This window comes from Curtobacterium sp. MCPF17_051 (assembly GCF_003234595.1).
In the GTDB taxonomy this organism is placed as follows: domain Bacteria; phylum Actinomycetota; class Actinomycetes; order Actinomycetales; family Microbacteriaceae; genus Curtobacterium; species Curtobacterium flaccumfaciens.
The window spans coordinates 66,740-91,577 of sequence record NZ_QKSE01000017.1 but is presented as its reverse complement, the minus strand read 5'-3'; the positions used below and the strand labels follow the sequence as shown (position 1 = coordinate 91,577).

The following is a 24,838-nucleotide window of genomic DNA, read 5'->3' as shown; positions in this document are numbered from 1 at the left end:
GGGCTATCGTCAGCAGGTGCCCCGCCCCACCCCCGTCCGTCCGCGGTCCGTCGACCGCCGGACCGCCGTCCTCGCCGTGCTCGCGCTCGTCGCGTTCGGCGTGGCGGCGACCGCCCGGGTGCTGGTGGACGTGACCACGTCGGCCGCGGCGTCACCCGCCCGGTACGCCACCGTCGCGCTCGCTCCGGAGGCGTGGAACGGCTTCGACACCGCGAACGTCATCGCCGCCGTCGGGGCGAGCTGCGCCGGCGCCGGGGTGCTGCTCTTCGGTGCGGCACTGGTGTCGGCGGTCCGGCGTGAGCGCGGTCGTCGGCTGCCGCTGGTCCTCGCGGTCGTGACGCTCGCGATGGTCGTCGGCGCCGTGGTCGCCGGGGTGGCCTCCGGCGAGCAGACCGACTTCGACGCGGCTGCCCACTGGGCCATCCTGCGGACCGCACTGGCGGGACTGGCCGCAGCGAGCCTCCCGGCCCTCTGCCTGGCCGCCCTGCGTGCTCGCGCCCGCCGTACCGACTGACCCGCACCGAGCTTTCGCGCTCACCGACAGATCACGTCGGTCGCAGTGCGTGAGCGGTCGCTCAGCGCGAAACGCGCTGAGCGCCCGGCGCTACTTCTTCTTCTCTTCGACGTCGCCGGAGAGCGCCGCGATGAAGGCTTCCTGCGGGACCTCGACCCGACCGATGGTCTTCATGCGCTTCTTGCCCTCCTTCTGCTTCTCGAGGAGCTTGCGCTTGCGGGTGATGTCGCCGCCGTAGCACTTCGCCAGGACGTCCTTGCGCATCGCGCGGATGCTCTCGCGGGCGATGATGCGGGCGCCGATGGCAGCCTGGATCGGCACCTCGAACTGCTGGCGCGGGATGAGCTTGCGCAGCCGCTCGGTCATGAGCGTGCCGTAGGCGTACGCCTTGTCGCGGTGCACGATCGCGCTGAAGGCGTCGACCTGGTCCCCCTGCAGCAGGATGTCGACCTTGACGAGGTCGGCGGCCTGGTCGCCGGTGGGCTCGTAGTCGAGCGACGCGTAGCCCTGGGTCTTGCTCTTCAGCTGGTCGAAGAAGTCGAAGACGATCTCGCCGAGGGGCATCTCGTAGCGGATCTCGACGCGGTCCTCGCCGAGGTACTCCATGCCGAGCAGGGAGCCGCGGCGCTGCTGGCACAGCTCCATGATCGCGCCGACGTAGTCCTTCGGGGCCAGGATCGCGGCGCGGACCATCGGCTCGCGGACCTCGACGATGCGCCCGGTCGGGAACTCCGAGGGGTTCGTGACCTCGGTCACGGAGTTGTCCTCGGTCGTGACCTCGTAGATCACGCTCGGGGCCGTCGTGATGAGGTCGAGACCGAACTCGCGGGACAGCCGCTCGGTGATGATCTCGAGGTGCAGCAGCCCGAGGAACCCGCAGCGGAACCCGAAGCCGAGCGCGACCGAGGTCTCCGGCTCGTAGACCAGTGCGGCGTCGGAGAGCTTCAGCTTGTCGAGCGCTTCGCGGAGCACCGGGTAGTCGCTGCCGTCGATCGGGTACAGGCCCGAGAACACCATCGGCTTCGGGTCCGTGTAGCCGGGCAGCGCCTGGGTCGCGGGCTTCTGCGCGCTCGTGACGGTGTCGCCGACCTTGGACTGGCGGACGTCCTTCACGCCGGTGATCAGGTAGCCGACCTCGCCGACGGACAGACCCTTCGTGGGCTTCGGCTCCGGGCTCGAGACCCCGATCTCCAGGATCTCGTGCGTCGACTTGGTCGACATCATCTGGACCTTCTCGCGGGGCGAGATGGTGCCGTCGATCATGCGGACGTAGGTGACGACGCCGCGGTAGCTGTCGTAGACCGAGTCGAAGATCATCGCGCGGGGCGCTGCCTCGGCGTCGCCGACGGGGGCCGGCACGCGACGGACCACCAGGTCGAGGAGCTCGGGCACCCCGACGCCGGTCTTGCCGGACACCCGGAGGACGTCCTCCGGCTTGCCACCGATGAGCTGCGCGAGCTCGGCCGCGTACTTGTCCGGTTCGGCCGCCGGGAGGTCGATCTTGTTGAGGACCGGGATGATCTCGAGGTCGTTCTCGAGCGCCAGGTACAGGTTCGCGAGCGTCTGCGCCTCGATGCCCTGGGCGGCGTCGACGAGCAGGATCGCTCCCTCGCACGCCGCCAGGGAGCGCGAGACCTCGTACGAGAAGTCGACGTGCCCGGGGGTGTCGATCATGTTCAGCGCGAAGGTCTCACCGTCGAGTTCCCACGGCATGCGCACGGCCTGCGACTTGATCGTGATGCCGCGCTCGCGCTCGATGTCCATGCGGTCGAGGTACTGCGCACGCATCGCACGGTCCTCCACGATGCCGGTGATCGAGAGCATGCGGTCGGCCAGCGTCGACTTGCCGTGGTCGATGTGCGCGATGATGCAGAAGTTGCGGATCGCGTCTGCCGGGGTCGCTGCGGGCTCCAGCGGAGCGGATGCTTGTGGGCTCACGGTTCCTCAGGTGGGTCGGACGGTCGCAACAGTCTCCCACGCTTCACCCGCCCTGGAGGCACGGCGCGCGTCCGCCACGTGCCTGACGGACGCGGGCCGTGCCTCCAGGGCCGTGGTCCGGTCGACGAGGCGGGCGTCGGCCGCCGGTCAGACCGTCGCGTGCGCCGGAGCCGGCAGGGCACCCAGGCCGCGCCGGAGGTCGTCCGCGGTGGCTGCGAGGCACACGCGGATCCACCCCTCGCCGGTGCGTCCGAAGGCGCTGCCCGGTGCGACGGCGACCCGCTCGCGCTGCAGGAACCCGAGCGCCCACTCGGCGATGTCCCCGTCGGACGCGTGCGACATGTCGACCCACAGGTAGAACGCCCCGCGCGGGTCGAGGTACCGGATTCCGGCGGCGTCGAGCGTCGCCTTCGCGACCTCGAGGTTCGCGCGGTAGTGCTCCCGAGCGTCGCGCACCGCCGAGTGGTCCCCCACGATCGCCGCGAGGGCCGCGTACTGGTCGGGTTCGGCGACGCAGCTGATCATGGCCTCCTGCGTGGTCCGCATCGTCGCGCCGAGCCCCTTCGGCGTGACGAGGTAGCCGACGCGGACGCCGGTCATGGCGTACGTCTTGCTCAATGAGAACGCCGAGAACACGCGGTCGTCCTCGTCGAGCGCCGCCAGGCTCACGTGGCGGGTGCCGTAGGTGAAGTACTCGTAGACCTCGTCGCTGATGACCCAGAGGTCGTGCCGCTTCGCGAAGGCCAGGAGCGCACGGAGGGTCTCCTCGCCGAAGACCGAGCCGAGCGGGTTCGACGGCGAGTTGACGATCAGTACCCGGGTGCGTTCGGTGACGCTCGCCTCGAGGGCCTGCAGGTCGGGTTCGAACCCGTGCTGCGGCTCCAGCCGGTACGGCACCGGGGTCGCACCGATGATCTGGGCGTTCATCGTGAAGGTCGTGTAGCCGGGGTCCGGCACGAGCACCTCGTCACCCGGGCTCAGGGTCAGCGTCATCGCCTGGAAGAGCGCCTGGGTCGCACCGATCGTCATCCAGATCTGCTCGAGGTCGGCCTCGATCCGGTTCTCACGGCGGAGCTTGTCGCGGACGGCTTCGCGGAGGGGCGCGATCCCGCCGTTCGGCGTGTACCCGGTGCGGTCCTCGGTCCAGGCGCGACGGGCCGCCTCACCGATGTGCGGCGCCACCGGGACGTCCGGCTCACCGATCACGAGCATCGTGACGTCCGTGCCGCTCGACTGCAGCAGGGCCGCCTGCTCGAAGACCCTCCGGATGCCGGAGGCGGGCACGGTGTCGATGCGCGGTGCGAGGGAGGGCATGTCCGTCACGGTATCCGGTGCGTGTTGCCGAGGGGTTTCGGCGCGGTCGACCGCGGGCTTCCGCCGATCCGGCGGTGTTTCGTGCTTTGGTGGCAGCCCGCTTGCCTGGTAGTGTTGGTGGCTGGCTTCCGCGTTCCCCGCCCACGGGTGGAACGCGATGCGACCAAGGGCCCCTCTACCCTGCGGTCGCGCCCACCCGTACGAGACGAGCAGGAGCAATTCATGGCGAACATCAAGTCGCAGATCAAGCGCATCAAGACCAACCTCAAGGCCACCGAGCGCAACAAGGCCTACAAGTCGGAGCTCAAGACGCACATCCGTCGTGCCAACGACGCCGTCGCCGCCGGTGACAAGGACAAGGCCGTTGCCGCCCTGGCCCTCGCGTCGAAGAAGCTCGACAAGGCCGTGAGCAAGGGTGTCATCCACAAGAACCAGGCCGCGAACCGCAAGTCGGCCATCGCGAAGAAGGTCTCGTCGCTCTGACGTCCTGACCCTTCTGGTCCGAAGGCCCCGCACCGTTGGTGCGGGGCCTTCGTCGTGTGTGGGCTGTGTGGGCTGCGTGGGCTGCGTGGGCTGCGTGGGCTCTCGAGTGAGCAGAAGACGACGGGTCACCGGGGATCACACGTCGTCTTCTGCTCACTCGACGACGCGGGACGGCCGGGACGGCCGGGAGACCCGACTCGCCTCAGCGGGGCTCGCCGCGTCGGGCGATGGTGCGGACCATGACCTCGAGCGCATAGTGCGCGTCGCGTGACCCACCCTTCACCGCGGTGTCCGCCTCGGCGATGCTGATGATCGCGTTCGCCAGCCCGGACTCGCTCCAGCCGGCGACGTCACGCTGCGCGCGCTGCACCTGCCACGGCGCCATGCCGAGCGCCGAGGCCGCCTGCCCGCTCGGGCCCCGGAAGGCGCTGACCTTCGCCATCGTGCGGATCTTGCTCGCGAACGCGGCGACGATCGGCACGGGTGCCTCGCCGGTGGCCAGGGCGTGCCGCAGCTCGACGATCGCCGGTGCCGACCGACCCGCGAGGGCGATGTCGGCGACCTTGAACGCGTTCGTCTCGACGCGACCGCCGTAGTACTTGTCGACGACCTTGTCGGTGATCTCCTCGGCCTCGTCCGCCAGGAGCTGTCGGCACGCGGCGGCGAGTTCGGCGAGGTCGTCGGCGAACGCGGTCACCAGGGTCCGGACGGCGGAGGGCGCGATCCGGCGTCGTGCGGCGCGGAACTCGGCGTTCACGAAGTCGATGCGGTCGGTCTCGCGCTTGAGCTCGTCGCACAGCACCTCGACCCCGCCGCCGACACCGCTGCGGATCGTGTCGAGGAGCTTCTTGCCGCGCACGCCACCCCCGTGCCGGAGCACCAGGGTGACGTCGTCGGCGGGGGCCTGCAGGTACGAGATCGTCTCGGTGATGAAGGCGTCGGTGCACTTCTCGACGTTCGTGACCTGCACGAGTCGCGGCTCGCCGAACAGCGACGGGCTGGCGAGGGTGGCGAGGAGCCCGGGGGCGTACTGGTCGGCTTCGAGGTCGTGCACCTCGAGCGCGGGGTCCTCGCCCTGCAGCAGGTCCTTCAGCACACCGCGGGCACGGTCGGCGAGGAATGCTTCGGGCCCGGTGATGAGCACGACGGGTGCCGGACGGATCCCCGACCAGGGCACCTGGTCGATCTTTGCTGCGGCGCGCGCGGGCTTCTTGGCGGCCATGTGGTCCTTCCGGTGGTGCCGGCCCGGACGGTGCCGGGTCGAGTGGTGCACCGACGATCCTACGGGCGGCCGCCGACGACGAGCGCTCCGTCCACACCCGCACCTCGTCGCTGCCGGAGCGGGCGAGCACCACGGTGCCGCGCTCGTCGGTGCGGAGCGGCAGCGTGCCCGCGGTCTCGAGCATGCCGAGCGCGGACGGCGTCGGATGCCCGTAGGTGTTGTCCGCGCCGACCCCGATGAGTCCGACCCGCGCAGCGAGCCCTCGGTAGAGCTGCGGGTCCTGGTCCGCGGAGCCGTGGTGCGCCACCTTCACGACGTCGATCGGCCCCGCCGGCAGACCACCGGCGTTGCGCAGCCGACGTTGCGACGACTCCCCCAGGTCGCCGAGGAAGACCCCGGTCAGGCACGCCGCACATGAGTCTCCGTCGGCCGGCCCCGTGACCAGCACGATGCTCGCGTCGTTGCCGGCGGCACGGTCGTCGCCCGGGGGCCACACCACGCGCCAGGTGAGCGGCCCGAGGGTGCCGGAGACCCGGTCGTCCGCCGTCCGGACGTCGACACCGGCACGCCGGAGGTCGTCGACCACCCGCTCGTCCGACTCGCGGCCCACGGGTCCGACCAACGCGGTGTCGACGGTGCCGACCACAGCGTTCACCGCGCCGACGTGGTCACGGTCGAAGTGCGTCAGGACGAGCAGGTCGATCCGGGTGACCCCCAGCAGGTCCAGACACGCCCGGAGCCGTTCCTCGTCGTCGCCGGTGTCCACCAGCGCGACGGCATCGTCGCCACGGAGCAGCACGCCGTCCCCCTGCCCGACGTCACACGCGGCGACCGACCAGTCGCCCGGCACCGATCCCCGGACGACGAGCACCGGGACGGTGACCGCTGCGACACCGACCACGACCACCACCCCTGCGGCGAGCAGCAACCGGGAGCCCAGCCGCCCCCGGACCAGCACGGCGACCGCGATGCAGCCGCACACCAGCACGGCGGCGGCCACACCGAGCACCCCGGCCGGCCAGGGTGCCGAGGCGTAGGGCAGGGCCGCCGCCCCGTGCGCGATGCCCCCGACGGCGGCGGCCGGGACCCACGCGACGGCCGCGAGCCCCTGCGCACCCACCGGCCACACCGGAGCGACGCCACACGCGGCGAGCCCGATCACCGTGACGACCGGCGCGAACGGCTCCGCCAGCAGGTTCGCCGGCACCGCGTAGGTCGGGAGCGCCGCCGACAGCGGGATCGTCACCGGCCAGCAGGCCACCTGCGCTGCGACCGGGATCGCGAGTGCGGCGGCGACCGGCGGCCACACACGACGTGCCAGGAGCTCGGTGAGCGGCGGGCCGAGCACCACGATCCCGCTCGTGGCGAGCACGGACAGGGCGAACGCGAACGACCGTGCGAACCAGGGGTCGACCACGAGCATGCCGACCGCGGCGAGGGCGATGAGCGGTACGCCCCGCACCGGTCGACCGGCCAGGTGCACGACGAGCACCACGATCGCCATCACCGTCGCCCGGACGATCGAGGGGTCGGGCCGCACGAGCACGACGAACACCAGGAGCACGGCGACGGCCGCCGCGGCCCGCAGGCCTCGTGCCAGACCACAGGCGCGGCCGAGGACCACGACGAGTCCGACCACCACGGCGCAGTTCGCCCCGGACACCGCCGTCAGGTGCGTCAGCGCCGAGGTCTCCATCGCCGCCTCGGTCGTCGGATCGAGGCCGGAGCGGTCCCCGATCGCGAGTCCGCGCAGCAGCGCCGCTCCGGGCTGCGGCAGGTCGGCCGTGGCCCGGACGAACGCCTGCCGCGCGGTGTCGGTGGCGCCGAGCAGCCCGTCGGGCGGCACCGACGACGGCGTCCCGCGCAGGAACGCCACGAACGCGGTTGCGGAACCGGGTTCGTCCGGCTGCACGGCGGCGGTCACGGTGACCCGGGCACCAGCCGCCAGCACGGCGCCCGGTGCGTCGCCGTGCTGGTCGGGGACGAGCCGGACCGGCACCCGGAGCCCGTCGAGATCGTCCGCGCGCACCAGCTTCGCGGTGACGGAGCGGTCCCCCGGCACGAGGTCGCGGGTCAGCACCGCCTCGACGTCGACGTGCCCCGCCCCCGGACCGGCGACGAGCGCACGCAGCGGTTCCGGGGCCCGCCGGGACTCCCCCACGAGGACCGACACCGCGAGCAGTGTCGTCAGGGACCCCGCGACGAGCAGCAGTCCGGCGACGACCGGCACGACCCCGGCGCCCCGACGCCACCGGAGCACGCTGCCGCTGACGCCGGTCAGGAGCGCTGTGGCCCCACCGACCACGGGTGCCACGTCGGGCACGCCGACGAGCAGGGCGGTCGCGATCCAGGCGACCGCCACCGGCACCGCGACCCGCAGGTCGATCGCACTCGGTGCGAGCTGCACCGTCGCCCCTCAGACCCGCACGCGACCGCGGAGCTCGGCGAACCGCACGTCGCCGATGCCGCTGACGTCGAGCAGGTCCTCGACCGCGGTGAACCGGCCGTGCTCGTCACGCCAGGCGATGATCCGCCCGGCCAGCCCGGGTCCGATCCCGGGCAGGGTCTCGAGCGCGGTTTGGTCGGCGGTGTTCAGGTCGACGACGGTGGACCCCTCGGCCCCGGTGCCCGCAGTGCCACCGCTGCCCCCTGCCCCGGCAGCGGCAGTCGGCCCGGCGGCAGCACCGTCTGCCATCAGCCCGAGCGCCTCGGGCACCTCCTGTTGCCCGAGGCGCGGCACGTACAACCGCTCGCCGTCCGTCAGCACCCGGGCCAGGTTCAGGCGGTCGAGGTCGGCGTCGTCGGTGGCGCCACCGGCACGTTCGAGCGCGTCCCCGACCCGGCTCGATGTCGGCAACTCGACCACACCGCTCCGCCGCACCGCCCCGAGCACGTGCACCACGACCCGCCCGGCACCCGTGTCCGCGCCGACACCCGGAGCAGACGAAGCCCCGACACCGGCACCGGCACCAGCAGGGGCCGACGGCGACGGCGACGGCGCGCCCGACGCCCCACCCGCACCGGCCGTCGGCGCGCCACGCACGACGATGCCACCCGTGCCCCCGGCGCCCTCGCCACCACCCGACACGAGCGCCCCGACGAGGACCACCACGACGGCGACCACCACCACGACCGCCGCCAGCACCACGGCGGCCCGTGGGGACAACGCGAGACGGGACCACCAGGGTCCGGGAGACGACGGGGACGACATGTGCGGAACGCTACGGAGCCCGGCCGATCGGCCGGGCTCCGGAGGTCACACCCGTGGACGGGTGCCGCGAACGCCCCTGCTGTGGAGGGACGACGCAAGGGACGGTCGCTACCCCTTGATGGCGATGTTCACGAGCTTCGGCGCCCGGACGATCACCTTCACGATCTCGCGGTCACCGATGTACCGCTGCACGTTGGCCGACGACCGCGCGAGCTGCTCGAGCTCGTCCGGCTCGATCGACTTCGACACCTCGAACGAATCACGCACCTTGCCGTTGACCTGCACGACGGCCGTCAGGGTCTCCTGCACGAGCAGCGTCGGGTCGGCCTTCCGCCAGCCGTACGTGGCGACGGTGGCCTCGTAGCCCAGCTTCTCCCACATCTCCTCGCCGGTGTACGGCGCGAAGACGCTCAGGCCGAGCGCGATGGTCTCGACGGCCTCGCGCACGGCGGGGTCACCGGCGCCGGGCCCGCTGTCGATCGCCTTGCGGGTGACGTTGACCAGGTCCATCAGTCGCGCGATCACGACGTTGAACTTGAACGACTCCATCATCCCGGGGGCGTCGGCGAGGAACCGGTGCGTGACCTGGCGGAGTGCCCGGTCGCCGTCGGCCCACACGGCGTCCCGTGCGGACGTGACGTCGAGCGCCAGGCGGTACGCCCGCGCCAGGAACCGAGCCGAGGCGGACGGTGAGACGTCCTCCCAGTTGATGTCGTCCTCGGGCGGGCCGGCGAAGCCCATCACCAGGCGGATGGCGTCGACGCCGTTCGCGTCGAGCTCGTCGCCGAGCGAGACGCCGCCCTTCGACTTCGACATCTTCGAGCCACCGGACAGCACCATGCCCTGGTTGAGCAGCGCCGAGAACGGCTCGGTGAAGTCGAGGTACCCGAGGTCGAACAGCACCTTGGTGACGAAGCGGGCGTACAGCAGGTGCAGGATCGCGTGCTCGATGCCGCCGATGTACTGGTCGACGGGAGCCCAGCGGCGCGCGGCTGCCGGGTCGAACGCCTGGGTGTCGTCGTTCGCCGACAGGAACCGCAGGAAGTACCACGACGAGTCGACGAAGGTGTCCATCGTGTCGGTGTCGCGGATCGCCGGGGTGCCGTCGACGGGGTTCGGGACGTTCACCCAGTCGGTCGCGCCACCGAGCGGGGACGTGCCCTTCGGCTTGAGGTCGAGCCCCTCGGTGTCCGGCAGCACGATCGGCAGCTGGTCCTCGGGCACCGGGTGCTCGGTGCCGTCGGCACCGTGGATGATCGGGATCGGGGTGCCCCAGAAGCGCTGGCGCGAGATGAGCCAGTCGCGCAGGCGGTAGGTCTTGGCGGCACGGCCGGTCCCGCGTTCCTCGAGCAGCGCGATCGCCGCGGTGATGGCGTGCTGCTTCGACATGCCGTCGAGCGGCCCGGAGTTGATCATCCGGCCCTGGCCCGTCAGCGCTTCGCCGGTGGCGACCGGGTCGAGGGTCGGCACGTCGAAGTCGTCGAGCGTCGCGCCCTCGGGGATGACGGGGATCGCCCCGGTGACGGCGGCGTTCGTGTCGACGACCACCTTGACGGGCAGGTCGAACGCCCGCGCGAAGTCGAGGTCGCGCTGGTCGTGCGCGGGCACGGCCATCACGGCGCCGTGGCCGTAGTCGGCGAGCACGTAGTCGGCGGCCCAGATCGGCAGGCGTTCCCCCGTGAGCGGGTGGATCGCGGACCGGCCGAGCGGCACGCCGGTCTTTGGGCGATCGGCGTTCTGCCGGTCGATCTCCGAGGTCTTCTGGGTGGCGACCAGGTAGGAATCGAACGCAGCACGGACGTCGTCCGGAGCAGACGAGACGAGCTCAGCCGCCAGGTCGGAGTCCGGCGCGACGACCAGGAACGTCGCCCCGTGGATCGTGTCCGGACGGGTGGTGAAGACCGTGACCGGCTCGTCGCGGCCCTCGATCACGAAGTCGACGTCGGCACCGACCGAGCGGCCGATCCAGTTGCGCTGCTGCGCGATGACCTTCGCCGGCCACCGCCCCTCGAGCTGGTTCAGGTCGTCGAGCAGCCGGTCGGCGTACTCGGTGATCTTGAAGTACCACTGCGTGAGCTTCTTCTTCACGACGACGGCGCCGGAGCGGTCCGAGGTGCCGTCGGGCAGGACCTGCTCGTTGGCGAGCACGGTCTGGTCCACCGGGTCCCAGTTCACCCAGCTGTCCTTGCGGTACGCCAGGCCCTTCTCGTACATCTTCAGGAACAGCCACTGGTTCCACTTGTAGTACTCGGGGTCCGAGGTGTGGATCTCGGTGGTCCAGTCGAACGACGGCGCGTAGCGCTTGAAGGACGCCTTCTGCTGCTCGATGTTCGCGTAGGTCCAGTCCTTCGGGTCCACCCCGCGCTTGATCGCCGCGTTCTCGGCCGGCAGCCCGAAGGAGTCCCAGCCGATCGGGTGCAGCACGTTGAAGCCCTGCTGACGCCAGTAGCGCGCGACGAAGTCCCCGAGTGCCCAGTTCTCGGCGTGTCCCATGTGCAGGTCGCCGGACGGGTACGGGAACATCTCGAGGATGTACTTGCGCGGACGGGTGTCGTCGAGGTCGGTGGTGAAGAGCCCGAGCTCTTCCCAGCGGGGCTGCCACTTCTCCTGGATACGACGGAAGTCGTAGGCGTTCGGGTCCTCGGCGTGCTGCTCGGTGGTCACGGTCGTCAACGATACAAGCCGGGAGGCCCGTCCCGCGTCCGTCTGTCGGCTCACCCGGCGAGCAGGCGTCCGTCCCGCATCCGCAGGGTGCGGTCGACCAGGTCCGGCGCCACCGGGACGTGCGACACGATGACGACCGTCCGACCCGCTGCGCGGGCCGTGGTGACGAGGTCACGCAGCACGGCGTCACCGAGGTCCGGGTCGACGTCGGTGGTCGGTTCGTCGAGCACCAGCACCGGGAACGCGTGCAGCAGTGCGCGGGCGAGCGCGAGCCGGTGCGCCTGGCCGCCGGACACGAGCACGCCGCGTTCCCCGACCGAGGCGTCCAGCCCGCCCCGTCGGACGACCCAGTCCCCCAGGCCGACCCGGTCGAGCACGGCGAGCAGTTCGTCGTCGGTCGCGGTCTCGCGGGCGAAGAGCAGGTTCTGCCGCACCGACTGGTCGAACACGAACGGGTCCTGTTCGATCAGGCCGACCCGCGCCCGCACCGCGTCCGGGTGCATCGCCTTCGCCTCGACGCCGTCGAGCGTGTAGGAGCCATCGTGCTCCACGAACCGGACGAGCGCGTCGACCAGGGTCGACTTGCCGGCACCGCTCGGCCCCTGGAGCACGACGACCTCGCCGGGCGCGAGCGTGAACGAGACCCCGTCGACCGCAGGCTCGGCCGCCCCCGGCCAGCGGATCGTCAGGTCGTGGACGGCGAGTGTGACCGCACCCTCGACCACCAGCGACGCTGGATCGGCGTCCTCGTCGGGCTCTGGGACGATGCCGGCGGGCACCTCGGCGGGCACGACCTGCTCGACCCGTTCCGCTGCGGCACGCACCCGGCGGAGCGTCAGGACGGCGAGCGGGACGGTCCCGACGACCTCGAAGAGCGCCAGCGGCACGAAGACCGCCAGCGCCCAGAGCGGACCGTCGAGCGCACCGGACACCACGGCGGGGGCACCGACGGCGAGGATCCCGATCACCGCACCGCCACCGACCAGGCCGACCAGGGCACCGACGAGCGACTCGACCGAGCCACGGCGACGGACGGCCCGGGTGACGCCGGCGTCGAGCCGGGCGATGTGCGCGAGCCGCTCGTCGAGGGTGCCGTAGGCGGCGAAGACGTCGAGCGTCCGGACGGTGTCGAGCACGAGGTCCGCGACGCGACCCCGGTCGGCGGCGGTCTCGCGGTCGGAGCGCTCGGCGATCGACCGGGTGACGACGGTGCCGACCAGGGCCGCGACCGCCAGCGCGAGGAGGAGCACGATCGCCGCCGGCACCGACACGAGCGCCACGGCGATGACCGACAGCACCGCGACGACCCCGGCGGAGACGAGCGGGCCGACGACGCGGATCGGCAGGTCCTGCAGCCGATCGGTGTCGGTGACCAGGCGCGTCATGAGGTCGCCGCGTCCGGTCCGCCCGAGTCCGGCGGGCGCGATCGACGCCAGCCGCCGGTACATCTCCGTCCGCACCACGGCCAGTTGCCGGAAGGACGCATCGTGCCCGGCGAGCCGGTCGACGTACCGCAGCACGGCCCGCCCGAGAGCGAAGGCGCGCACGCCGACCATCACGAGCGTCAGGTACAGGATCGGCGGGTGCTCGGCGGCACGGGTGATCAGGTAGCCGCTCGCGGCGAGGAGCGCGACGGCACAGACCGCGCTGAGCGACCCGGCGGCGACCGCCTTCGCCCAACCGGACCCGTGCGGCATCGCGAGCCGCAGGACGGAGCGGCCACGGGCCTCCCGGCTCAAGCGCGCACCCCCCTGCGGACCGTCACGGAACCGCCGACGCGGACGTCCACGCGGACGTCGGCCGCGGCGACGACCGCCGGTCGGTGGCTGGCGACCACGACGACCGCGCCGTCGGCCGCCAGGCCACGGGCGGCCGCGACGACCCGCGCCTCGGCCTCGGCGTCCAGCGCGGACGTCGGCTCGTCGAGCAGCACGAGGGGCGTGGCTGCGCGGCGCGCGCGGTACAGCGCGCGGGCGACGGCGACACGCTGTGCCTGGCCGCCGGACAGTCCGCTGCCACCGGCACCGACCTGGAGGCCCGGGTCGAGTCCCAGCCCCGCGTCGCCCAGGGCGGTGCGCACGTCGGCGTCCTCGGGGGTCGCGCTGAGCGCGACGTTCTCGGCGATCGTCCCGCGGACGAGACGCGGCCGCTGGTCGGCCCACGTGGTGCGCTCGGCGACGGAGGCACCGGCCGGGCCGGGCACGGTGACGGCACCGTCGTGCAGCAGGACACCGCGGAGCGCCGCGATGATGCTCGACTTGCCGGAGCCGCTCGGGCCGGCGAGCACGACGACGGTGCCGGGCTCGGCGTGCAGGTCGAACGGTCCGATCACGATGTCGGGTCGGCGGACGGTGAGCCCGCGGACGTCCAGGGCGGTGGCGGGTGCTGCGGTGTCCGTGTCGGTCCGGCTGCCGCTGCTGCTGCCGGTCGCGGACGGCGATGCGGTCTCGTCGTGGGCCAGCACGTCGAGCACCGCGGCCGAGGCCTCGACGCCGTCCTGGGCGGCGTGGAAGTCGGCGCCGACCTGGCGGATGGGGGCGAAGGCCTCCGGGGCCAGGACGAGCACGAACATCGCGGCGCCGAGGCCGAGCGAGCCGTCGACCAGGCGGATGCCGATCGAGACGGCGACCAGTGCGACGGACAGGCTCGCGGCGAGCTCGAGCGCGAAGCCGCTCACGAACGACAGCCGGAGCACGCCGATCGTGCCGCGGCGGTACTCGTCGGTGACCGCCCCGATGCGACCGACCTGGCGGCGCGCACGGCCGAAGACCTTGAGCGTGGCGAGCCCCTCGACGGCTTCGGTGAAGGCGCCACCGAGCTTCGCGAGGGCGTCCGACTGCTTCCGCTGCAGGGACTGCGTCGCCAGGCCGATCAGGATCATGAAGACCGGGATCACCGGCAGGGCGAACAGGATGATCAGCCCGCTCGTCAGGTCGCCCAGGCCGATCGCGACCAGGAGCATCGGCGTCGCGATCGCGGTGAGCGCGAGCTGCGGCAGGTACCGGCCGAAGTAGGCGTCGAGTGCGTCGAGCCCGGGGCCGAGCGTGGTGGCGAAGCCGGCGCTCGACCGGCCGGCCAGCCACGACGGACCACGCTCGGCGGCGCGGGCAAGCACCGTCGTGCGCATCTCGCTCTTCACCTTCGCAGCAGCGCGTGCCGCCAGGTCGTCGGTCGCCCAGGCGGCCACCGCGCGCAGGACGAACGCGCCGCCGAGCAGTGCGAGCGCCTGCCCGAACGCCGCCGGGACCGTGCGGTCGCCGACGGCGTCGACCCCGAGGGTGACGGCCGCGGCGATCCCCCACGCGATCGCGATGGTCGCGAGCGTGCGGAGGACGCCGGTGCCGGCGGCAGCGACGATGAAGCCGCGCGCCGTCCGGGACAACCGCAGGAGTCGGGGGTCGAGGGGCTTCATCGTCGTCCGCCTAGTGCGCGGCCGCGGTGACCTGGGCGCGGGAGACGCGCTTGCGGAACACCCAGTAGGTCCAGGCCTGGTACGCGAAGACCAGGGGCACGAAGATCAGCGCGACCCAGCTCATCACGGTCAGCGTGTACGCCCCGGACGAGGCGTTGTACACGTTCAGGCTGTTGGCGACGTCGTTCGACGCCGGCATGACGTCGGGGAAGATCGCCGTGAACATCGCGAGCACGATCGCGGCGATGGTGACCGCCATCAGCGTGAAGGCGCGCCCCTCCTTGCCCCAGGCGTTGCAGAGCACCGCGAGGACCAGGGCGAGGGCGGCGACCACGGAGAGCACCAGCGAGGCCGGGGTGGCCCGGACGAAGGCCATCGACACCAGGAACGCGGCTCCGACGACGATCGTGACGATGCCGGCCCGGGTCGCCAGCCGCTTGGCGCGGACGCGGATCTCGCCCTCGGTCTTCAGCGCGACGAAGACGACCCCGTGGGTGAAGAACACCAGCAGCGTCGCGGCACCGGTCAGCAGCGCGAACGGGTTGAGCAGGTCGAAGATCGTGCCGGTGTAGTTGTGCCCGGCGTCCATCGGGATGCCACGGACGACGTTGCCGAACGCGACGCCCCACAGGAACGACGGCACGGCACTGCCGACGATGATCATCAGGTCGAAGCGGCGCTTCCACTCGAGGTGCTTGTTCTGGTGCCGGTACTCGAATGACACCCCTCGGACGATGAGTGCAGCGAGGATGAGCAGCAGCGCCAGGTAGAACCCGGAGAACATCGTGGCGTACCACTCCGGGAACGCCGCGAACAGGCAGGCCCCGGCGACGATGACCCAGGTCTCGTTGAGGTCCCAGACCGGGCCGATGGTGTTGATCAGGACCCGACGGTCGGTGTCGTCCTTGCCGAGGAACGGCAGGGACATACCGACACCGAAGTCGAATCCGTCGAGGACGAAGTAGCCGACGAAGAAGACGCCGACGATCGCGAACCAGAGAACGGGGAGATCCATCAGGCAGCGTCCATTTCTAGTAGACCGTCACTTCGTGCTTGACCTCGCCGGTCTCCTCGTCGACTTCGTCCGGGTCGGCGGGCCCCTCTTGCGCGACCTTCTTGATGAGCTTGAACTCGACGACGGCCAGCGAGCCGTAGATCAGGGTGAAGACCAGCAGCGAGATGAGGACCTCGAGCCCGGTCACGTTCGGCGACACACCGTCCTTCGTCTGGAGCAGCCCGAACACGAGCCACGGCTGGCGGCCCATCTCGGTGAAGACCCAGCCGACGATCATCGCGGCCATCGGCAGCGGCACGGTCCAGGTGGCGATGCGCCACACCCAGCGCTGCGTCGGGAACCGGCCCTTGCGGGTCAGCCACAGCCCGACCAGCGAGACCATGACCGCGCCGACGCCGAGGGCGATCATCCAGCGGAACGACCAGTAGGTGACCCAGATGATCGGCTTGTAGTCGCCGGGGCCGTACACCTGCGTGTACTGCGCCTGCAGGTCGTTGATGCCCTCGACCGTGCCGTTGAACGTGTGCGTCGACAGGAACGACAGCAGGTACGGCACCCGGATCGAGAACAGCTCGTGCACGCCGTCCGGGGTGCCGAGCGTGAAGATCGAGAACGAGGCGTCCTTGCCGGTCGCGGTGTTGTACAGCGCCTCGGCCGCCGCCATCTTCATCGGCTGCGTGTCGACCATCGTCAGTCCGAGCTGGTCGCCGGTCAGGACGGTCAGCGCGCCGGCCGCGAGCATGGTCCACATGCCGAACTTGAGCGCCGGCATCATCGTCTCGAGGTTCTGGTTGCGGGCCAGGTGGTAGGCCGCGACCGAGATGATGACCGCCGCGGCGACCATGAAGCAGGCGAAGAGCGTGTGCGGGAACGCGGCCAGGGCGACCTTGTTGCCGAGCACCGCCCAGATGTCGGTGAGCTCCGCACGACCCTTGGCCTCGTTCATCGCGAAGCCGACCGGGTGCTGCATGAACGCGTTCGCGGCGATGATGAAGTACGCGGACATGATCGTGCCGGCGCTGACGCACCAGATGCTCGCCAGGTGCAGGCCCTTGGGCAGGCGGTCCCAGCCGAAGATCCAGATGCCGATGAACGCCGCCTCGAAGAAGAACGCCAGGATCCCCTCGAGCGCGAGCGGTGCGCCGAAGACGTCACCGACGAAGCGCGAGTAGTTCGACCAGTTCATGCCGAACTGGAACTCCTGCACGATGCCCGTCACGACACCCATCGCGAAGTTGATCAGGAAGATCCGCCCGAAGAACCGCGTCAGCTGCAGGTAGTGCGCGCGGCCGGTCCGGTACCAGGCGGTCTGGAACACGGCCACCACGGCTGCCATGCCGATCGTCAGCGGGACGAAGAGGAAGTGGTAGATGGTCGTCAGACCGAACTGCCACCGCGACAGGAGGAGCGGATCGAGGAGGTCGTTCATGCGGCGATTCCGAGACGGGTGGCCGCGCGCTGTTCGTGCACGTCAGTTGCTTCCTGTGGAACGGATACATCAGGTGTCACAGCCCTTGGGACACCACAAACGCTATCGCGCCGCGCCCCAGTTCGACAACTTGTAGAACCGCCCTGTGCACAAACGTGCACAGCCTCTGCACGGCACAACCGTGCGGAACCGATGTTCGCGCTGGCCACTCCGTGAACGACGACAGGCGCCGGGTAGATACCCGACGCCTGTCGTTTTACTTTCCGCCAGGTGCTAGAGCAGACCCTCGGCCTCGAGCCAGTCCTCGGCGATGGTGGACGCCTTCTCCTTGTCGGCCGTGCTCTTGGTGTTGAGCTCGATCAGAGCCTCGGTCGTGAGCTTCTCGTTGACCGAGTCGATCGCGTCCGCAGCCTTCTCGTCGACCTTCTTCGAGACGACCGGCACGACGTTCTGCGGCAGGATCAGGTTCTCCGGGTCCTTCAGCGTGACGAAGCCGTTCGCCTTGATGCTCGGGTCGGCCGTGTAGATGTCCGCCAGCTGGACGGTGTCGTCCTTGAGCGCCTTGACGGTCAGGGCGCCACCACCGTCCTCGATCGCCTTGAAGTCGACGTCGACGCCGTAGACCGACTTGAGCCCCTTCGGCCCGTACGGCCGCGTCTGGTTCTCGGAGTTGGCCCCCACGGTGAGCTTCTCGTCGACGTTCTTCAGGTCGGCGAGGCTCGTGACGTCGTTGTCCTCGGAGAACTTCTTCGTGACGGTGTAGCTGTCCTGGTCGGTCGCGTCGGCCTCGTCGAGGACCCGGAGGCCCTTCGGCAGGGCCTTGTCGAGCCCGTCGTCGATCTGGTCGGCGGTCTTCGCGTCCGAGTCCTTGTCGAAGTACTGCAGCAGGTTGCCGCTGTACTCGGGCATGACGTCGATGGCGCCCTTCTCGAGCTGCGGGATGTAGACCTCACGCTGCCCGATGTTGAAGTTGCGCTTCACGTCGAAGCCGTCCTTCTCGAGGACCTGGGCGTAGAGCTCGGCGATGATCTCGTTCGAGTAGTACTGCTGCGATCCGACGACGATGGTCTTCGAGTCGGACGAGTCGCTGGAGCCGCTGTCGAGCGGGTCGCTCGACGCGCAGCCGGCGAGGGCGGCGACGACGCCCACCGCCATCGCGACGGCGACACCGGCGCGGATCTTGGGTGCTGTGATCACGAGGGATTTCCTTCCGGGAGTGGATTGCGGGCTCGCTCACGCGACCCCTGACGCTGTCGGGCCGACGGGTCCGCGGTGCCCTTCGGCACCGCCGCCCGCTGCAGCACGGCGAACACGATCTCGAACGCGATCGCGAGGGCGATCACGAGGATGGAGGCGCCGAGCATCTCGGCGTAGTCCTGGGTCTTCAGGCCGAGGAAGAAGTACCCGCCGAGGCCACCGGCCCCGACGTACGCGGCGAGCGTGGCCGTTGCGACGACCTGCAGCACAGCGGCACGGATGCCGCCGATCAGGAGCGGGAGCCCGAGCGGGATCTCGACCTTCCACAGGATCTGCCAGCCGGTCATGCCCTGGGCCTTCGCGGCGTCGACGACCCCCGGGTCGACGGACTCGATGCCGGAGTACGCACCTGCGAGCACCGACGGGATCGCCAGGATGACGAGGGCGAGCAAGGGAGCCTGCAGCCCGATGCCGAGCAGCAGCCCGAACAGCGAGAGCACGCCGAGCGTCGGGAGCGCCCGCACCCCGCCGGACACGGCGATCGAGAAGCCACGAGCACGGCGCGTGTGGCCGATCGCGTACCCGACCGGCACGGCGATGACGGCGGCGATGAGCACCGCGAGCAGGGTGATCCAGACGTGCTCCCAGAGGCGCTGGGGGATGCCGTTGTAGCCGCCGTAGTTCGCGGGGTCGAACACCCACGCGAAGGCCTGTCCGATGATCACGAGGAGACCTCCGCTGCTTGCAGGACCCGGCGGGCCTGTCGGCGTGACACCGAGTTCGTCCGGGTCCACGGCATGACCAGCCGCCCGAGCAGCACGAGGAGGCCGTCGAGGGCGAAGGCGAGCACGAGCACCATCACGATGCCGGAGAGGATCTCCTCGTAGATCCCGCGCCCCAGGCCGTCGGTGAACAGGAGACCGAGGCTCGGGATGCCGAGGACCGCGCCGACCGTGGTCAGCGAGATCGTGGAGACCGAGACCACCCGGAGCCCGGCCAGCAGGACCGGACCGGCGAGCGGGAGCTCCACCCGGAAGAACCGCTGCGCCGGTGAGTAGCCCATGGCGGTCGAGGCGGACTTGGTCTCGGAGTCGACCGAGGTCAGCCCGTCGACCGTGGACCGGACCATCAGTGCGAGGCCGTACAGCGTCAAGCCGATGACGACGTTGATCGGGCTCTGCAGGCCGGTGCCGATGATGCTCGGCAGCGCGACGAACAGGGCGAGCGACGGGATGGCGTAGAGCAGACCGGCGAGGGTCACGATGCTGCTGCCCACACCCGATGCGAAGCGCGACCCACCGGGGCGCTGCAGCCGGACCACCAGCCACCCGATCGGGATCGACAGCAGGAACGCGACGATGATCGGCGGGATCGCGATCGCGAGGTGGGAGAGGGTGTTGTCCCAGATCGTGTCGAGGTTCGCCAGCACCCACTTCACCGGGTGCCCCCACCCTGCGCCGGAGCACCCGGTGCGTCGTGCGACGCTCCGGCCTCTGCTGCTCGAGCGTCGGACTGCGGCACGGCCTCGGCGGCGTCGACGACCCCGACGGGACCCGTCAGTACGCCGGCCGCGCGGCCTTCACCGTCGACGACGATCGGACCCGTCGGTGTCTGCTCGACACGGAGTGCGCGGCGCCCGCGGCCGGCACCGATGAACGTGGCAACGAAGTCGTCGGCGGGCGCGGCGAGGATCTCGGCCGGCGTCCCCTGCTGGGCGATCTCGCCGCCCTTCTTGAGGATGACGACCTGGTCGCCGAGCTTGAACGCCTCGTCGATGTCGTGCGTCACGAACACGACGGTCTTGCCGAGTTCACGCTGCAGGCGGATGAGCTCGTCCTGCAGGTCGTTCCGCACCAGGGGGTCCACCGCACCGAACGGCTCGTCCATGAGCAGGATGTTCGGGTCGACGGCCAGCCCGCGGGCCACACCGACGCGCTGCTGCTGGCCGCCGGAGAGCTGTGACGGGTAGCGGTCGGCGAAGGCACGGTCGAGCCCGACGGTGTCCATGAGCTCGAGGGCGCGCTTCCGCGCGTCGGCCTTGGAGACGCCGGTCAGCAGCGGGACGGTCGCGATGTTGTCGACGACCTTGCGGTGCGGCAGCAGTCCGGAGTTCTGCATGACGTACCCGATGTGGCGACGGAGCTCGACGGGGTTGATCCCGGCGACGTCCGAGCCGTCGATCTCGACGGTTCCGGAGGTGGGGTCGACCATGCGGTTGATCATGCGGAGCAGCGTGGTCTTGCCACAGCCGCTGGATCCGACGAAGACGGTGGTGGTCCGGGACGGGATGACCAGATCGAAGTGCTCGACCGCAGTCGTGCCGTCCGGGTAGGTCTTGCGCACCGAGCGGAACTCGATCATGGGGTGCCCTTCTGTTCGGAGGTAGCCCGACTCCGGATGAGAGTACCCGGGGGTGCCGACATCGGTTCGCTGTGACGATCCGTGACGGACCCGCGGCGGTGTGCAGGGCGGCGGGGATGCCGACGGGCTCGACGGGTTCGGTGGGGACGACGACGCCCGCGCCTCGGTGTTCGGAGGCGCGGGCGGATCGGATCGGTCACCGGCGTGTCGCGCCGGCTGACTGGGTGGTCAGGACGCGGCGATCACCGATTCCAGGTGCGCTCGGTTCATCCGGCGGTACTCCTCGATCAGCTCCGTGTCGGGGTGTTCGCGGTCGCGGTGCGCCCGCGCCAGCACCGCGTGACCGGACTCCGCGAGGACGACCCAGGCTCGGGCGATGCGCTCGTCGTCCGGCAGGCCGAAGCGGTCCCGCATGATCTGGCCGACCGTTGCGCCGAGCGCTCCCATGCGGTCCTCGGCATCGCCCGTGCCGGTGTCCGCCGGGTCGCCGAAGCGGATGGCCCGGAAGCCGGGCTCGGTGCGGTACATCTCGGCGGTCATGTCGATGAGCGCGTCGTTGGCGTCCTGCCAGGTCTCGGCGCCGCTGGCGTCGAGCACCTCGACGAAGCGGGAGGCGAGCCGCTGGGTGCAGCGGATCGCGAGTGCCTCGACCACGGCGATGCGGTCCGGGAAGTACCGGTAGACGGTGCCGATCGACGCCCCCGCGCGCTCGGCGACCATGGCGGTCGTGAGCCGTTCGAACCCGATCTCGTCGATCACCGCGGCTGCGGCGTCGAGGAGGCCGGCGAGGCGCGCCGAACTGCGGGCTTGGACCGGCTCGTTCCTGAGCAGTGATGATCCCCCCGGCAGAGCGTTCGTTACCTCGGTGACGAGCACGTGTTCTCCTCTTGCGCTCCAGCGCGGTTGGTTGGTGTGACGGGGACAACTTTCGCAGAACCCGCCTGGAACGTGGCTGCGACTCACCAGTTCCGCCAGCGCGCGGATTCGTCAGCCGTCCATGGGATGATGACGCCATGCCCGACCCGACGCCCCACGAGCCGTCGTTGGCCGAGCCGCTCCTGCACCGCGCGGCCCGCATCGAGGACGCCGTCCAGGAGTTCCGCGAGCACCGTGCACGCCGTCGCGGACTGGTGCCCACGGTGGTCCCGTACACCGGCTACGGCGCGCCCGGCTGGGTGCGCATCCTCTGCCGTGTGCTGCTGACGCGCCGCGGTCTCGCCTCCGACGTCTCCTACGCCGGCGTCCGCGGCTGGAAGAGCTTCACGAGCGTCGCCGTCGACCACGCCGAGGTCACCGTCACCGCCGGCGGCGTCTCCCACGTGGTGAAGACCGACCGTGGTGGCGTCGTCGACACCATCGTCCCGATCGACCTCGAGCCCGGCTGGCGCACGGTGCGGCTGTCGGCAGGCGGCGGGCGCGACGTCGAGGCCGACGTGTTCGTCGTGCACCCGGACACCCGCTTCGGGCTGCTGTCCGACATCGACGACACCGTCATGGTGACCTCGCTCCCCCGCCCCATGCTCGCCGCCTGGAACTCGTTCGTCCTGACCGAGCACGCCCGCCGCCCGGTGCCGGGCATGTCCGTGCTGTACGAGCGGATCCTCGCGCAGCACCCCGGTTCCCCGACGGTCTACCTGTCGACCGGAGCGTGGAACGTCGCCCCGACGCTGCAGCGCTTCCTGTCGCGCAACATGTACCCGTCCGGCACGCTCCTGCTCACCGACTGGGGTCCCACCCACGACCGGTTCTTCCGCAGCGGTCAACTGCACAAGCAGGAGAACCTGCGGCGGCTCGCCAAGGACTTCCCGGACATCCGCTGGCTCTTGGTCGGCGACGACGGACAGCACGACGAGACCCTCTACGGCGACTTCTCGCGGGAGCACCCGGACAACGTCGCGGGCGTCGCCATCCGGCAGCTGTCCACGAGCGAAGCCGTCCTGGCCGGTGGTCGCTCGCGGGCGCAGGAACGCTCCCGTGACTCGTCGGCGCCCTGGGTGTACGCACCGGACGGCGCCGGCCTGTGGAGCGAGCTCGCACGGGTCGGCATCATCGAGTCCGACGCCTCCGACCCGGCCTGAGCGACCCTTCATCACGATCTCGGCCCGGAGTCCCTTCGTCCGACCGCAGTGCTCGGACACCGGGTGTTCGATCGGTCCATGAGCACCGAGCCGGCCGCACCACCCCCAGCCGCACCACACACACCGCCGAACCGCATCGAGGACCACGCCCTGATCGGCGACACCGGCACCGCTGCCCTGGTCGGCCGCGACGGGACCATCGACTGGGCGTGCCTGCCGCGCTTCGACAGCTCGTCCACCTTCGCCTCGCTGCTCGGCACCGAGGACCACGGCCACTGGACCCTGCGACCCGTCGACGACGACGCCACCGCCGAGTGGCGGTACCACGGCGACACCCTGGTGCTCTCGACCGTGTGGACCACCCGTGACGGCGTGGTCGAGGTCACCGAGTTCATGCCCGTCGGCGCGCACCGCCCCTCGATCGTCCGCCGGGTGCGTGGGCTCCGCGGCACCGTCGAGCTCCGGCAGACGCTCCGGATCCGCTTCGACTACTCGCGCGCCCTGCCCTGGATCCGGCAGATCGGGGACGACGACGAACCGGCGCTGCTCGCGACGGCGGGCCCGGGCTCGGTGATCGTCCGGGGGCCGCAGTTCCGCGCCGACGACCACCGGCACACCGCCGTCACGACGATCCACGACGGCGACGTGCTCGACACGGTGCTCACCTGGTACCCGTCGCACCGCGAGCCGCCGGAGCCGCTCGACGTCGACGCAGCCCTCGCCCACACCATCTCGTGGTGGACGGCGTGGACCGCCCCCGCGCAGACCACCGGTCGGTACGCCCACGCCGCACGACGGTCGCTGGTGTTCCTCCGCGCGATGACCCACGGCGAGACCGGCGGCGTCGTCGCCGCCGCGACCACGGGCCTGCCGGAGGACCCCGGCGGCGAACGCAACTGGGACTACCGATACGTGTGGCTTCGCGACGCCTCCCTCGCGCTCGCGTCGCTCATCGCCCACGGCTACCGCGACGAGGCCACGCACTGGCGCGGCTGGCTGCTGCGCGCGATCGCGGGTGACCCCGCCGACGTCCAGATCATGTACGGCACCGCCGGCGAACGCGAGCTGCCCGAACGGGAGCTGCCCGAGCTGCCCGGGTACCTCGGGTCGACGCCCGTGCGGGTCGGCAACGGAGCCTCGACGCAGTACCAGGGCGACGTCTTCGGCGAGGTGCTCGCGGCACTGCACGACGCCCGCGAGCTCGGGGTCGAGGAGAACGCCGACTCCTGGGCGCTGCAACGGGCACTGCTCGGCTACGTCGAGGAGCACTGGCAGGAGCCGGACAACGGCATCTGGGAGATGCGCGGCCCGCGGCGCAGCTTCACCCATTCACGGGTGATGATCTGGGCTGCGTTCGACCGCGGGGTCGCCGCGGTCGAGGAGTTCGGCCTCGAGGGGCCCGTCGACCGCTGGCGCACCCTGCGCGACACCGTCCGAGCCGAGATCGACGAGCACGGCTGGAACGCCGCGCGCGGCTCGTTCCGTCAGCACTACGACACCGACGAGGTCGACGCGAGCCTGCTCGTCCTGCCGCAGGTCGGGTTCTGCCGCGCCGACGACCCCCGGATGACGGGCACCGTCCGCGCCATCGAGGAGGACCTGCGCGTCGGGGACGACGGCCTCGTGCTCCGCTACCGCACGACGGCCGGTTTCGACGGACTGTCCGGTGCCGAGCACCCGTTCCTGGCGTGCTCGTTCTGGTTGGTGGAGCAGTACGCCGCCTCCGGCCGGGTCGAGGACGCGGAACGCCTGATGGACGTGCTCGTCGGGGACGCGAACGACGTCGGCATGCTCTCCGAGGAGATCGACGTCGCCACCGGGCACCACATCGGCAACACCCCGCAGGTGCTGTCGCACCTGACGCTCGTGTCGGCAGCGGACGCCATCGAGCGCGCACGTGGCGCGACCGTCGGGCACCGCACGCGGTTGCCCGTCCACGACGGCGGCACGCGGTCGTGGACCGGCGAGGGTGAGCGCGCCGGCTCCCCCGCCTGACGTCC

At 71.0% G+C, this 24,838-nt stretch carries 18 protein-coding genes and 1 pseudogene; 4 read left to right on the top strand and 15 right to left on the bottom strand.

Going from position 1 to position 24,838, the window contains the following annotated elements; all coding sequences use genetic code 11:
* On the top strand, positions 1 to 514 hold a 514-nt coding region (locus DEJ35_RS13895; RefSeq protein ID WP_220036901.1), incomplete at its 5' end, for a hypothetical protein.
* Positions 515 to 604: 90 nt separating this feature from the next.
* Here DEJ35_RS13895 and lepA read toward each other — a convergent pair.
* Both lepA and DEJ35_RS13885 read right to left on the bottom strand, forming a co-directional pair.
* Positions 605 to 2,452, bottom strand: a complete 1,848-nt coding sequence (gene lepA / locus DEJ35_RS13890; RefSeq protein WP_110860403.1) for a translation elongation factor 4 — start codon at positions 2,450 to 2,452, stop codon at positions 605 to 607.
* A gap of 147 nt (positions 2,453 to 2,599) precedes the next feature.
* Positions 2,600 to 3,766, bottom strand: a complete 1,167-nt coding sequence (locus tag DEJ35_RS13885) for a pyridoxal phosphate-dependent aminotransferase (RefSeq protein ID WP_110860401.1) — start codon at positions 3,764 to 3,766, stop codon at positions 2,600 to 2,602.
* A 222-nt stretch (positions 3,767 to 3,988) separates the two neighbouring features.
* On the opposite strand from DEJ35_RS13885, the gene rpsT reads away from it, so the two are divergent.
* Entirely contained in the window at positions 3,989 to 4,249 is a 261-nt protein-coding gene (rpsT, locus tag DEJ35_RS13880) for a 30S ribosomal protein S20 (RefSeq protein WP_017886662.1), read from the top strand.
* A gap of 202 nt (positions 4,250 to 4,451) precedes the next feature.
* Here the strand turns inward: rpsT and holA are convergent, their stop codons facing one another.
* The 13 genes and pseudogenes from holA to DEJ35_RS13810 all read right to left on the bottom strand — a co-directional run bounded on the left by holA (position 4,452) and on the right by DEJ35_RS13810 (position 21,519).
* Positions 4,452 to 5,471, bottom strand: a complete 1,020-nt coding sequence (holA, locus tag DEJ35_RS13875; RefSeq protein WP_027465301.1) for a DNA polymerase III subunit delta — start codon at positions 5,469 to 5,471, stop codon at positions 4,452 to 4,454.
* Between the two features lie 616 nt (positions 5,472 to 6,087).
* A pseudogene (locus DEJ35_RS17725) lies at positions 6,088 to 7,317 on the bottom strand (ComEC/Rec2 family competence protein); the annotation flags it as partial.
* A gap of 570 nt (positions 7,318 to 7,887) precedes the next feature.
* Positions 7,888 to 8,682 (bottom strand): ComEA family DNA-binding protein, encoded by a 795-nt coding sequence (locus DEJ35_RS13860; RefSeq protein WP_110860207.1) that lies wholly within the window; start codon positions 8,680 to 8,682, stop codon positions 7,888 to 7,890.
* A 108-nt stretch (positions 8,683 to 8,790) separates the two neighbouring features.
* Positions 8,791 to 11,346, bottom strand: a complete 2,556-nt coding sequence (gene leuS / locus DEJ35_RS13855) for a leucine--tRNA ligase (protein ID WP_111123970.1) — start codon at positions 11,344 to 11,346, stop codon at positions 8,791 to 8,793.
* 50 nt (positions 11,347 to 11,396) lie between these two features.
* Positions 11,397 to 13,085: a thiol reductant ABC exporter subunit CydC gene (cydC, locus tag DEJ35_RS13850; RefSeq protein ID WP_258378494.1), complete on the bottom strand. Its 1,689-nt coding sequence runs from the start codon at positions 13,083 to 13,085 to the stop codon at positions 11,397 to 11,399.
* Entirely contained in the window at positions 13,082 to 14,758 is a 1,677-nt protein-coding gene (gene cydD / locus DEJ35_RS13845) for a thiol reductant ABC exporter subunit CydD (protein ID WP_111192954.1), read from the bottom strand. Before cydD ends, cydC begins: the two co-directional genes overlap by 4 nt.
* Before the next feature lie 10 nt (positions 14,759 to 14,768).
* The gene (gene cydB, locus DEJ35_RS13840) at positions 14,769 to 15,773 is read right to left on the bottom strand and encodes a cytochrome d ubiquinol oxidase subunit II (RefSeq protein WP_110860199.1); all 1,005 of its coding nucleotides are present in this window, start codon (positions 15,771 to 15,773) and stop codon (positions 14,769 to 14,771) included.
* A 16-nt stretch (positions 15,774 to 15,789) separates the two neighbouring features.
* Positions 15,790 to 17,202 carry a cytochrome ubiquinol oxidase subunit I gene (locus DEJ35_RS13835; protein ID WP_027465275.1) on the bottom strand — a complete coding sequence of 471 codons (1,413 nt, stop codon included), beginning with the start codon at positions 17,200 to 17,202 and terminating at the stop codon, positions 15,790 to 15,792.
* 273 nt (positions 17,203 to 17,475) lie between these two features.
* A complete protein-coding gene (locus DEJ35_RS13830) occupies positions 17,476 to 18,399 on the bottom strand; it encodes an ABC transporter substrate-binding protein (RefSeq protein WP_111192953.1) in 924 nt (307 codons plus the stop codon).
* A complete protein-coding gene (locus tag DEJ35_RS13825) occupies positions 18,396 to 19,124 on the bottom strand; it encodes an ABC transporter permease (RefSeq protein WP_027465273.1) in 729 nt (242 codons plus the stop codon). Before DEJ35_RS13825 ends, DEJ35_RS13830 begins: the two co-directional genes overlap by 4 nt.
* On the bottom strand, positions 19,121 to 19,837 hold the full coding sequence (locus DEJ35_RS13820; RefSeq protein ID WP_027465272.1) for an ABC transporter permease: 717 nt from the start codon (positions 19,835 to 19,837) through the stop codon (positions 19,121 to 19,123). Before DEJ35_RS13820 ends, DEJ35_RS13825 begins: the two co-directional genes overlap by 4 nt.
* Positions 19,834 to 20,760: an ABC transporter ATP-binding protein gene (locus tag DEJ35_RS13815; RefSeq protein ID WP_071248155.1), complete on the bottom strand. Its 927-nt coding sequence runs from the start codon at positions 20,758 to 20,760 to the stop codon at positions 19,834 to 19,836. Before DEJ35_RS13815 ends, DEJ35_RS13820 begins: the two co-directional genes overlap by 4 nt.
* 228 nt (positions 20,761 to 20,988) lie before the next feature.
* Complete coding sequence (locus tag DEJ35_RS13810) at positions 20,989 to 21,519, bottom strand: TetR/AcrR family transcriptional regulator (RefSeq protein ID WP_375342444.1); 531 nt, start codon at positions 21,517 to 21,519, stop codon at positions 20,989 to 20,991.
* A gap of 254 nt (positions 21,520 to 21,773) precedes the next feature.
* Between DEJ35_RS13810 and DEJ35_RS13805 the strand changes: the two genes are divergently transcribed.
* Together DEJ35_RS13805 and DEJ35_RS13800 are read left to right on the top strand one after the other, a co-directional pair.
* A complete protein-coding gene (locus DEJ35_RS13805; RefSeq protein ID WP_111091094.1) occupies positions 21,774 to 22,838 on the top strand; it encodes an App1 family protein in 1,065 nt (354 codons plus the stop codon).
* 78 nt (positions 22,839 to 22,916) lie between these two features.
* Entirely contained in the window at positions 22,917 to 24,833 is a 1,917-nt protein-coding gene (locus DEJ35_RS13800) for a glycoside hydrolase family 15 protein (RefSeq protein WP_111192963.1), read from the top strand.
* The last annotated feature ends 5 nt before the right edge of the window (positions 24,834 to 24,838 follow it).